At 51.9% G+C, this 11,366-nt stretch carries 9 protein-coding genes and 1 pseudogene; 6 read left to right on the forward strand and 4 right to left on the reverse strand.

The features are described from left to right. Positions 1–245: 245 nt before the first annotated feature. Both BJU60_RS09895 and BJU60_RS09900 read left to right on the forward strand, forming a co-directional pair. Positions 246–1,325 carry a hypothetical protein gene (locus tag BJU60_RS09895; protein ID WP_070328712.1) on the forward strand — a complete coding sequence of 360 codons (1,080 nt, stop codon included), beginning with the start codon at positions 246–248 and terminating at the stop codon, positions 1,323–1,325. Then, positions 1,304–1,507, forward strand: a complete 204-nt coding sequence (locus BJU60_RS09900; protein ID WP_070328713.1) for a hypothetical protein — start codon at positions 1,304–1,306, stop codon at positions 1,505–1,507. Before BJU60_RS09895 ends, BJU60_RS09900 begins: the two co-directional genes overlap by 22 nt. 108 nt (positions 1,508–1,615) lie before the next feature. Here the strand turns inward: BJU60_RS09900 and BJU60_RS15030 are convergent. Further along, positions 1,616–2,569: pseudogene (locus BJU60_RS15030) on the reverse strand (helix-turn-helix domain-containing protein); the annotation flags it as partial. A 265-nt stretch (positions 2,570–2,834) separates the two neighbouring features. Continuing rightward, a complete protein-coding gene (locus tag BJU60_RS09910) occupies positions 2,835–3,026 on the reverse strand; it encodes a hypothetical protein (RefSeq protein ID WP_070328714.1) in 192 nt (63 codons plus the stop codon). 138 nt (positions 3,027–3,164) lie between these two features. Here BJU60_RS09910 and BJU60_RS09915 point away from each other — a divergent pair, with 138 nt between their 5' ends. Further along, complete coding sequence (locus tag BJU60_RS09915) at positions 3,165–4,577, forward strand: NAD-dependent epimerase/dehydratase family protein (protein WP_070328715.1); 1,413 nt, start codon at positions 3,165–3,167, stop codon at positions 4,575–4,577. Positions 4,578–4,716: 139 nt separating this feature from the next. Continuing rightward, complete coding sequence (locus BJU60_RS09920; RefSeq protein WP_070328716.1) at positions 4,717–6,273, forward strand: SulP family inorganic anion transporter; 1,557 nt, start codon at positions 4,717–4,719, stop codon at positions 6,271–6,273. On the opposite strand, the gene BJU60_RS09925 is transcribed toward BJU60_RS09920, so the two are convergent. Together BJU60_RS09925 and BJU60_RS09930 are read right to left on the reverse strand one after the other, a co-directional pair. Next, on the reverse strand, positions 6,270–6,599 hold the full coding sequence (locus BJU60_RS09925; protein WP_070328717.1) for a YolD-like family protein: 330 nt from the start codon (positions 6,597–6,599) through the stop codon (positions 6,270–6,272). The genes BJU60_RS09920 and BJU60_RS09925 overlap by 4 nt on opposite strands. Continuing rightward, entirely contained in the window at positions 6,596–7,891 is a 1,296-nt protein-coding gene (locus BJU60_RS09930) for a DinB/UmuC family translesion DNA polymerase (protein WP_070328718.1), read from the reverse strand. Before BJU60_RS09930 ends, BJU60_RS09925 begins: the two co-directional genes overlap by 4 nt. A gap of 254 nt (positions 7,892–8,145) precedes the next feature. Here BJU60_RS09930 and secA2 point away from each other — a divergent pair, with 254 nt between their 5' ends. Next, the gene (gene secA2, locus BJU60_RS09935; protein ID WP_070328719.1) at positions 8,146–10,509 is read left to right on the forward strand and encodes an accessory Sec system translocase SecA2; all 2,364 of its coding nucleotides are present in this window, start codon (positions 8,146–8,148) and stop codon (positions 10,507–10,509) included. A gap of 1 nt (position 10,510) precedes the next feature. Further along, positions 10,511–11,320 carry an SLAP domain-containing protein gene (locus BJU60_RS09940; protein WP_070328720.1) on the forward strand — a complete coding sequence of 270 codons (810 nt, stop codon included), beginning with the start codon at positions 10,511–10,513 and terminating at the stop codon, positions 11,318–11,320. The last annotated feature ends 46 nt before the right edge of the window (positions 11,321–11,366 follow it).

An 11,366-nucleotide genomic window follows, 5' to 3' on the forward strand; every position in this document is an offset into this window, starting at 1 on the left:
TGTCCTCCGTATACTATGATGAAAGTAACTATTTTCTGTTTATTCTCCGATAAATATCATCATAGTTATGAAATAAAAAAATACGGTTTGACCCTTTACTAAAGTGAACACCAAAAATATTAATGGAAAATGAAATCAAAGTGTATATTAAATTACAAAAATTAACATGAAAAAGAGATATATTAGAAATTTTTAATATAAAAACCGGTATAAATGTTTTTTAGTCTATAATTAAGGAGTGTACAATGAGTTCAAATTTCAAACAAAATTTATTGAACTTGAGTGAAGACTTTGATGAGTTCTTTAATACATTACAAAAAAGTTATAGTGATGAAAAATTAGCTGGATGGGTGTCTACTTTACTTTTAGCGCCCTTCACTAAAAAGAATTTCTGGAGTCTTATAAAATCTTTATTTCCTTTTATTCTTGGTGTTATTATTAACTTCGGAATATTTTTTTTACCTGAAACCTCCATTATTATTAAAATAATAAGTGGAATTTCCACTCTGTTTGTGGCTCTCCTTCTCACGTACGTTTTGCATTTTTTTAAAATGATTAATCCTAAAGATACTATTAATTTCCATATAGGAGCCTATAGAGTTGCTAAAAAACAAGAGTATGAGCTATTTGTAAAATATTTACCGTATAATTTTTCTTTCAACGGGCTTTATGATGAAGTTGTTACTCATAATCCTAGTAGGCAGGAGCTATTGATAAAAGAACAACAAATCTACTTACAAAAAGAACAACATGAAAAATACGTTAAAGAAGCTGAGAAGAATTTTCTGGAGCTTAAAAATGAATTTAAAGATTTACAAGAGCAAAATTTATTAGTGGTTGAACTATTTAAAGAAATTGTAACAGTTTTTTATCAATTTCTTAATAATCACTTCCATATTTACTCACTTAAATTCTTTTCTGGTTTTACTATTTATGAGGTAAGTAATACAAAAAAAAATTATCTTTACAAGATTGCTGATATTGGTACTTCAGGACATTCGCCTGAAATAATTGACATTCCTGAGGTGATTAGCGAAACTGATTTTGCAGTTTTAAGAGCTTTAAAACCAAGACAAGATAGGTACGAACCAGAATTTGATATACCATATAAAAATCGGTTTATTGTATCACTTAGTATGCAAATGAATAATAATAATACATGGGTATTTAATTTTCATGCAGATAAGGACAATACTAAAGCTTTGTTTTTCCTTCTTACAGATAGTATAATGGAGACAAGGGAAGTGTACCGATTAATTCACTCACTTTGTTTGAATTTAGAACAAAGAAAGGGGCGAAGAAGATGTGGAAAGAAGCTGCATTAGATAAAATTAATAGTAGTAGAGGTAGCCTAACCTTCAAAACTCAGCGCGAAATTAACGTAGATCAAGAAAAAAAGATGGAAGAATTTGATGAGAAGCTATCTAAATTGCGTGATTTGAATATAAGGTTTCATGAAATATCAATCGTTGAAATACCTACTTATGATGAAGCAAGAGTAAATTAATAGTTTACTCAGGCTGTTGACGAACCAAATCGCCCAACACGATTTGAACTGCTCCCTGTTAAGTAGACAGGGTAAATAATGAAAACCAGCCTAGGCGGCTTGAGACCTTTATTCGACAGGGTTCAAGCCGTTTATTCGTTTCTGTAAACGCTCGTGATTGTAGAACGATATGTATTTCTCGATGACCGTCGTAAGTTCGTTATAGGCCTGAAACTCAGGCAAGTAGTACATCTCCACTTTCAAGATGCCCCAAAAACTCTTGATTGTGGCGTTATCGATACAACGTCCGACCCGCGTCTTACAACATGTGTTTGAACCCCTCTCGAGGTATATTGAGACTATCGGTCGCTATGGACATCGGACTCGCTCCTGTACGGAGCCCCGCGATGGCTGGCATTATCGTCTGGAAGAAAAGGGCGTTGTTGTTGGACTTCCCGACACGATAGGCGACGATCGAGCCATCATATAGGTCGATAATCGCGCACAGATATGCCGTCCTCCTCGTACAATTCTTTAATGGCGATATATCTTTTCTGTAGCCGTATCTGGCTAATCACGACCTCCTCTAACTTTTTTAGGAACAGGTTGTCCGCACGAAGAATTTCGTTCTCAAGCTCCATTTGCCGGATACGACGTTTCAGCTTCTCTTCTTCACTTAGTTCGCCCTCTGTCGTACGCCCACGGCGGTCTAGGAGCGCCTCTTCACCGTTCGTGTGATACTACTTCCTGATTTAGCCATAGACCTAGGCATAGGACACCTGAAATTTTTCCGCGGTCTGCTGGTAGTTGCGTCCATTCTCCAAACAATATTTCACAATCTCGAAGCGTTCTTCGGATGTGTTTTTTCTCCCTTTTGTCATAGCTCGGTTCATCCCTTTTCTCGAATCTGTTAACTCGCTATGACTGACTAGTATAATTCTTAACCCATCTTCGAAGAACAAATCAATTACTAATGTGATGTTTGGAGAGTTTTTCCGTCGCAGTGAGACCGTCCAGATAGTCACGGACGGTCGCGATTTTCTGTTCCTTCTTGTAGGGTTTCCATGTATTCATTCCTTTGATGAATTATAAAATTAAGTGCAACACCCTAAAGTGGCGCGTCCAAGACAGTGATGACGGACCGGGGCAAGGGACTCAGCTGTCACGAATTCATCCGACCATCGCTCGGCATGCCGCTCTATTTCCACGACTTCTACTCGTCGTGTTACGAGGAAGCAACGAGAATATCAACAGTCTCCTACACAAGGTCTTCTCCAAAAAAGTGTTGCGCTTAATTTGACAAACCGTTGTTTTATAAAAAAGTCATTTAGATGTAGTTCGAAGAACATCACCACAAGTTAAACAAATCCGCAACAATCGCATCACTTCCATCTTGGAACATGAACAGTCCGAGTGCGATCAACAGACCTCCGATCACGAGAGTGCTGAACCGCATGAGTCCGTTCGTGTTCTTTTTGAATAGGCTGCGAATCACGAGCCATCCACCGATCAACAGCATCAAGAAATACCAAAATCCCATAGCCATTCCTCCTCCGAATGTAGTTGGCTTTAGTTTACATATATTTTCCAATGCATACTGTAGGGCGCGCGACTGATTTAACCTCAGTCCAAGACGGGTACATAACTTCTATGTGCAAAATTAAGGGGAGTGACCAATATGCGGAAAACGATCGTCATCGCGGGTGCGAGCGGCTATATCGGCTCGAACGTGATGGACCATTTAAAAGAAGAATACGACATCATCGCTTTGTCGCGCTCGACGAAGAACAAAGAAGACGAGGCCCATATCACGTGGCGGTCGTGCGATTTGTTTTCGTATGAACAGACGCGCGAGGCGTGCGAAGGGGCGGACTACGCCATGTTCCTCGTCCACTCGATGATCCCGGACGGCGGGCTGACGCAGGCGACGTTCGAAGACATGGACGCGCTCATCGCTGATAACTTCGCCCGGGCAGTGAGCGCGAACGACATCGAACAAATCGTCTATTTGAGCGGAATCATTCCGAAAGAGTCGAAGACGTTGTCACGTCACTTGAAGAGCCGGCTCGAGGTCGAACGGATTCTCGGTGGACAAGGGGTGCCGGTGACGACGATTCGGGCTGGACTCATCATCGGTCCGGAAGGCTCGTCGTTTCCGATTCTCGCGAAACTCGTCAAACGACTCCCGGTCATGATCCTCCCGAACTGGACGAAGACGGAGACACATCCAATTGATTTGCGAGAAGCGGTCCAAGCGCTCATCTCGGTCGTCGGGGCCGAGTCGCTGTACGACCATCATATCGACATCGGTGGTCCGGAAGTGATGACGTATCGGAAGATGATCGAAGATACGGCTGACGTCATGGGCAAGCGTCGCGTCATGATCGACTTCCCGTTCCCGACGATCAAGCTGTCACGGCTTTGGGTCATGGCTGTCACCGGTGAACCGAAAGACACCGTCTATCCGCTCGTCGAGAGCATGGATCACGCCATGGTCGCCAAAGACACGGACGGCGTCAAGCAAGGTGAGATCCCGTTCAAAGAAGCGGTCGAGCACGCGCTCGAGGAAGAAGAGAAACAGATGTCGGGCGGCGGCAAGAAGAAAAAAGCGCCGCAACAGTATACGGTCCGCTCGATTCAACGTTTCGGTCTGCCAGACGATAAATCAGCGGCTTGGATGGCCGACGAATATTTCGAATGGCTCGGGCGGGTCGCGTATCCGCTCATCCAGACGACGAAAGAACAGGATGATTGGGAGATTGCGCTCCTCCGTCCATCACTCGTCGCACTCCATCTGTCGCTTGAAGATGCGGCGACAGACGACATGGCATCATTCGAGATCGACGGAGGACTGTTCGCAAAGTTGACCGAGGACGATAAGACCGGCCGCCTTGAGTTCAGGCGACTCCCTGACTCGGACGAGGGGCTTATCGCCATCCACGAGTTCGTACCGGCCATGCCGTGGTGGTTCTATACGAAGACGCAGGCGAAAGCCCATCTCGTCGTCATGTGGCTATTCGGCCGCCACGTCCGCTTGCTCGGGGAAGAGTCGGACGAGGGTGACCAAGTCGTCGAAGCACCGACCAATTAACAAAGACGTGTCCATCGCGTGATGGATACGTCTTTTTGGTTTGTCGATTATGTAAACGTTTCTTCTGTGACGTTTACAAGAAGCGGTGACAGGCGTACACTGAACTTGTTTTCGAACGAATGGAAAGAAGGAATGCAAGATGGATAATTTAATGAGTAAGCGCGAGGCGTGGCAAAAAGACATCTCGGCCGGGATCACCGTCGGGGTCGTCGCCGTTCCGCTCGCGATGGCGTTCGCGATCGCCTCCGGTGTCGGACCGGTGTATGGACTCTATACCGCCATCATCGCCGGCATCCTCGTCAGCCTGTTCGGGGGCTCGACGTTCCAAATCGCCGGACCGACCGGCGCCTTCATCCCGATCGTCTCGGGAGTCATGCTGGCGCATGGCTACGAAGGGTTGCTCGTGACGACATTTCTCGCCGGGATTTTGCTGTTCCTCATGAGCGTGCTCCGCGTCGGCCGGCTCATCCGCTTCATGCCGCGTGCCGTCACAATCGGCTTCACGGCCGGGATCGCCGTCGTCATCTTCGTCGACCAGCTCGATGAACTGTTCGGCATCACGTTCGCGAAGGCGCCGCACTTCCATGAGAACGTCCTACAGCTCGTCACGTCACTTCCGGAGGCGAGTCTCTGGCCGATCGGCATCGCCGCCATCGGCTTCTTGACGCTCTGGCTCGTCCCGAAACTGCCCGTAAAGTTACCGCTCCTCTTGATGGCGATGCTCGTGCCGACGTTTATCAGCCTCGTCATACCAGGCGAAGTCGCGACGATCGGTAGCGCCTACGGTGGCATCCCGAGCGGACTGCCTGACTTCAACTGGCTCACAATCGACCTCGACTTGATCGCGACGCTGCTCCCATCGGCGTTCGCCATCGCCTTCCTCGGGGCGCTCGAGTCGCTGTTGTCAGGTGCGGTCGCGGACGGCATGGCCGGCACGAAGATGAACCCGGACAAAGAACTGTTCGGGCAAGGGCTCGCCAACGTCGTCGTCCCGTTCTTCGGCGGCATCCCGGCGACGGGTGCGATCGCCCGGACGGCGACGAACATTCAAGCCGGAGCCGTCAGCCGCCGCTCCGGTGTCATCCACGGGTTGACGGTGCTTCTCGCCGTACTCGTCTTGGCACCACTCGCGAGCTACGTCCCGCTCGCCGCACTCGCGCCGATCTTGATGCGCGTCGCTTGGAACATGTCGGAGCGGCACCACGTCTTCGAGATGCTCAAACATCGCTCCGCCGAGTCACTCGTCTTGCTCGTCACGCTCGGCCTGACCGTCTTCGTCGACCTCGTCGTCGCCGTCGAGGTCGGGGTCATCTGTGCGCTCGCCTTGTTCGCGAAACGGATGGCTGATACAATCGACGTCCGCGAACAGACGGAACGTTACGTGACGCGCGACGGCCAAGTCGTCTTCAGCGTCGAAGGGCCGCTCTTCTTTGGGGCGATCGAGATGTTCGAGCACGTCCTGCAACAGATTCATAACGAGCCCGACGTGTTCATCTTCAACTTCCATCGCTGTCCGGTCATCGATGTGACGGCGGTCGAAGAGGTCCGCCGGGTCGTCCGGGAACTGAAAGCGGCGGAGCGCCGTGTCGTTTTCGCCCACTTATCGGAACCCGTGCGGCAGACGCTCGATCACTATGGCGTCCTTGACGGGATTGCGACGTTCGAGACGACGCAAGACGCGATTGACGCGTCTTAACGGACCGACAGGATGTGGCTGAACGGGATGCGGCGCACGTCCGTGTCGAACAGTTCGACTTCGCGTTCGGCGTAATAGATGGCATGGACGTAGCCACGCACGGAGCGGGCGAGACCATCCTCGAACAACGTCAGTTCGACTTGGTCGCCTTCCCGGATGGCCCGTTCGAGCTCGGTCTGCCACAGATAAAGGAGTTGCTCGTCGATGTCGGGCAGCTCGATCTTTTGGACGTGGGCGTAATATTTTTTGAGCAGCGCCACGTGTTCGGGCATGAGAAACGGGATCCACTTCAATTCACCGCGGTCTTTGTAGCGGGTTTGACTCATGACGGTTCACCTCCTTGTTTATGTCCGCCGATCAGGCGTTGCCGCGTGCGGAGCGGACTGTCTTTCAGTAGACTCGAGGCCGGACGGATCGTGCCGCGGCCGAAGCGGACGTTCAATTGATCGACGAGGTCTAAAAAGTCGAACCGACGGGCCCGGGCCCACTCGTCCTCGAACAACGACAGCTGGATGTGGTCGCTCCGGGGCTCGAGCTTGCCGAGGGCGACCGAGACGTAACGGACCGCCTCCGTCTCGTCCCACGCCTCAAGAAACAGTTGGAACAGGACCGGCAAAAACTCACGCTCGTCCGCTGTGAAGCGAGCGAGCTTTTTTTGTTTGCTGAAGCCGCGCTGCTCGCTCGTCCGAGTGTAGCGGACACCGAGATGGATGCTGCCGCCGACGAGTCCCGACTGCCGCGTCCGCATCCCGACCTCGACGGCGATCGCCTGCAAGACGAGTCGGATCGAGCTTTCCGTCGTATAGTCTTTCATGAGCGTGATGCCGTGGCCAATCGTCCGGGGCCGTTGGCGTTTCGCCCCGAACAGCGAACTCGCCGGCAGGACCGTCGGAGACTCGTCGATGCCCCAGGCGTGGTGCCACAGCTCGGCGCCGATGACACCGAACTTATCGTGCAACACGTCGAGCGGATAACGGGCCAGGTCGCCGATTGTGTCGATGCCGAGCCGATGGAGATGGACCGCCATCTTCGCCCCGACGCCCCACATCTTCTCGATCGGCGCCGGATGGATCAATCGTTCGACGTCGTGGAGGGCACAACTGGCGACACCGGTCGTTTTGCCATGCAAGTCGAGGACGAGTTTGGCGAGGACGTTGTTCGATCCGATCCCGATCGTGACCGGGACGCCGGTGTAGCGGAAGACGGTCGAGCGGATGAGCCGGGCAAGCCGCTCATCGCTCCCGAACAGCCGCTCCGTCCCCGTCAAGTCGACGAGCGTCTCATCAATCGAGTAGACGCGGATCGCCTCCGGGGGCGCGAACTGGTGCAGGATGTGGACGATTTGCACCGATACGTTCAAGTAGTGGCTCATCCGGGCCTCGGCGTAAATGACGTGCCGCCGCTCACGCCACGGCAGCCGGTCGATGTGAAACCGCCTTGACCCGGTCTTGATGCCGAGCCGTTTCAGCGGCGGGGTCGCGGCGAGGACGAGGGCGCCGCTGTCCTGTAAGTTCGATAAGACGACGAGCTTCGTCTTGTACGGGTTCAAGTTACGGGCCGCGCACTCGCAGCTGGCATAAAATGAGACGCTGTCGACACAGAAGATCCGCCGGCGCATGATCCCATCTCCTTTTTTACGAACAAATGTTCTGTTTTTCTTATCGTATCACGGTCTCAAACCGTCTCAAATAGAAAAATGAAAATAAACTTGTAAATATATTTTGAAATTTACCCAATTTTTATAGGAATTTCACAATTTAAAAACCATCTTTTAGGAAGTTTTCGTAAAAAAGTCTCCGAAATGAGCAAAATTTCGCTATAATAGACGGGTATGGATTTGACAATGACTGTGAACTAAATGGAGGCTACAACGTGATTCAGTTTGTAAAGCAATTGACGAATGACCAGAGCCGGCGCTTGAAAGGCTATCAGCGACGCGTCGACCGGATCAACCAATTAGAGACAACGATGCAGGCGCTCTCGGACGACGAGATGCGCACATATACCGAAACATTGAAAGCAAAAATCGCCGACGGCGCCAAAGTCGATGATGTCGCCGAAGAAGCGTTCGCCCTCGTCCGTGAGGCGGCGGTGCGTGTCTTAGGCATGCGTCACTATGACGTCCAGCTCATCGGCGGGTTCGCCCTCCTCGAAGGGAACATTTCCGAGATGCCGACCGGGGAAGGGAAAACGCTCGTCGCCGCGCTCCCGAGTTACGTCATAGCACTCGAAGGCAAAGGCGTCCACGTCATCACCGTCAACGAATATCTCGCGACGCGTGACGCGAAACAAATCGGGCAGATCCACGATTTCCTTGGCCTCTCGGTCGGGTTGAACGTTCCTGAGATGGAACAGAGCGACAAGCACGCTGCTTACCAGGCCGACATTACATACGGCGTCGGGACCGAGTTCGGGTTCGACTACTTGCGCGATCACTTGGTCGGGTCACCGGAAGAGCGCGTCCAGCGCCCGTTCCACTTCGCCATCATCGATGAAGTCGACAGCATCTTGATCGACGAGGCGAAGACGCCGCTCATCATCGCCCAAAAAGACCGCTCGCACATCCGCTTGAAGGAGTTGGCGCAACGTGTCGTCACCGAGCTCGACGAGGCGGACTACGAAGTCGACCTCGAATCGAAATCGACGGCGCTCACTGACTCCGGGATCTTGAAAATCGAAGACATGTTCGCGGTCGACAACTTGTTCAGCGCCGAGCATCAAGTGCTCTATCACTACCTCGTCCAAGCGCTCCGGGCGAACGTCTTGTTCGAACTCGACGTCGACTATATCGTCAAAGAAGACAAGATCGAGCTCATCGACTTGTTCACGGGACGGATCATGGAAGGACGCAGTCTGTCGGAAGGGCTCCATCAGGCGCTCGAGGCAAAAGAAGGCGTCACGATCACCGAGGAGAACAAGACGACGGCCGAGATCACGATTCAGCATTATTTCCGGATGTATCCGCTCATCGGCGGTATGACCGGGACGGCCCAGACGTCTCGCCAAGAGTTTTTGAAGACGTACAACATGGACGTCGTCCAAGTGCCGACGAACCGGCCGCGTTTGCGCGAAGACCACCCGGACCGTATCTTCATGACGGTCGACCAAAAGTATGCGGCCGTGACCGACAAAGTCGTCGAGCTGCATGAGATGGGACGCCCGGTGTTGATCGGCACGACGTCGATTGCCCAGTCCGAGGCCATCAGTAAGCACTTGTCGAAACAGCGGATTCAGCATGAGGTGTTGAACGCGAAGACGGTCACGCAAGAAGCGGACATCATCGCTGACGCCGGACGCTTCGGCAAAGTGACGATTGCGACGAACATGGCCGGTCGCGGGACCGATATCATGCTCGATACGAAATCGAAAGAAGTGGGCGGCTTGTTCGTCATCGGGACGGAACGCCATGAGTCGCAACGTGTCGACAACCAGCTCCGTGGCCGTTCGGGACGCCAAGGCGATCCCGGTGCGACGCAGTTCTTCGTCTCGCTCGAAGATGAGATCGTCAAACGCTACGCGATCCAGAAACTAGAGCGGATCGAGAAGAAACTGAAGCCGGACGAACGTGGCGAAGTGTCCGCAAAAGACGCGGCTGACGTCATCGAGTATGCCCAGACGACGATCGAAGGACTCGGCGTCTCGATTCGGGACTACTTGTTCAAGCTCGACGACGTCTTGAACGAACAACGGAAAATCATCTACACGATCCGCGATCAGGCGGTCAACGCCGACGCTGCGGCAATCACGAACAACGTGCTCGGCATGATGCATCTCGCTTTAGCGAACAGTATCGACATGCACGTCTCGGACGAGCTCGTCCCAGAAGAGTGGCCGCTCGACGAGTTGAAGACAGACCTCGTCTACTTGACGACACGCGAGCCGGTCTGGTCAGATGAGATCGCCGACTCGTTGGAATTGAAGGCAGAGCTTGCGCCGTGGATCGACGACATCGTCAAAACGGCCGAGGCCCGTCTTCAAGCCGAGGAAGTCGTGACGTTCGTCAAAGAATCACTGTTACGGGCGTTGGACGGAAAATGGACGGACCACCTCACGACAATGAGCGGATTAAAAGAAGGCATCGGACTCCGCAGTTATGGGCAGGAAGACCCGAGTCGTCAGTTCGGTAAAGAAGGATTTGAGATCTTCGAACAGACGTATGTCAATATTGCCCGTGAAGTGACGACGGAAGTATGTCAGCTCGACCGCTATTTCGTCACGCAATTGGAGGAGGAGTAATATGTTAGGGTTTCGTAAACGTAAACAAATCGATACAGGGAAGACCGAGACAGGGCGTCAACTGACGCTCGTGATCGATAGCGACATGGGGATTCCGAAAGAAGACGAGTACATGTTCCGCTATCATGCGAAGCGGCTGCCGGCGCTCCTCGACAACCAACTGTCGATCGAGCTGTTGCACGCTGAAAACTTGATGGGCGGATTGTCGCTCGTCGCCTTGTTCCGGAACACGCTCCCGAGCTCGTTCGAAGTCAATGAATTGCCGGTTCTCCTCTTGAACAAAGACAACGTTCCGCTCGGGCGGAAAGTATTGAGCCGCGTCGACCTTCCGAGCTTCGAGCCGTGGACGAGCAAACCGGTCTATTTGGACTTTTTCGCGGATGAACTGTTCGGCGAGTTTGAAGCGGAAGAACTGACGTCGATGCGACTCGTCTTCCAAATGAATCCGATCGATCCGTTACAGATGCTTCTAGATGAGGAAGTCGAACAATTTTCGAACACGGCGTGGCAACAGCTCCGTCGCACGAACGTGTCGACACCGCCCGTCGGCGAGAATGAGTTCAACTTGATGCTCGTCTCGGTCGAAACAAGTGAGACGAACGTCACGGCGACGTTGCTTCTCCGTAACGGCTACGAGCATGAACTGAACGTTGAACAGTTACCGCTCGAACTCGTGAGCGGGGACGAGGCGATCGCGAACACGACGATTCGCTTAAGTGAGCCGGTCCAAGGCAAGCACGCCTATCCGGTCTCGGTCGTCTTCGAAGACGTCACCGCGGACGGTCCGTTCACGGTCCGCATAAAACAATAAACAGTGACAAAAGACCTGATTTCTGTAAAGAAAATCGGGTCTTTTG

It is taken from the genome of Exiguobacterium aurantiacum (assembly GCF_001766415.1).
In the GTDB taxonomy this organism is placed as follows: Bacteria; Bacillota; Bacilli; order Exiguobacteriales; family Exiguobacteriaceae; genus Exiguobacterium; species Exiguobacterium aurantiacum_A.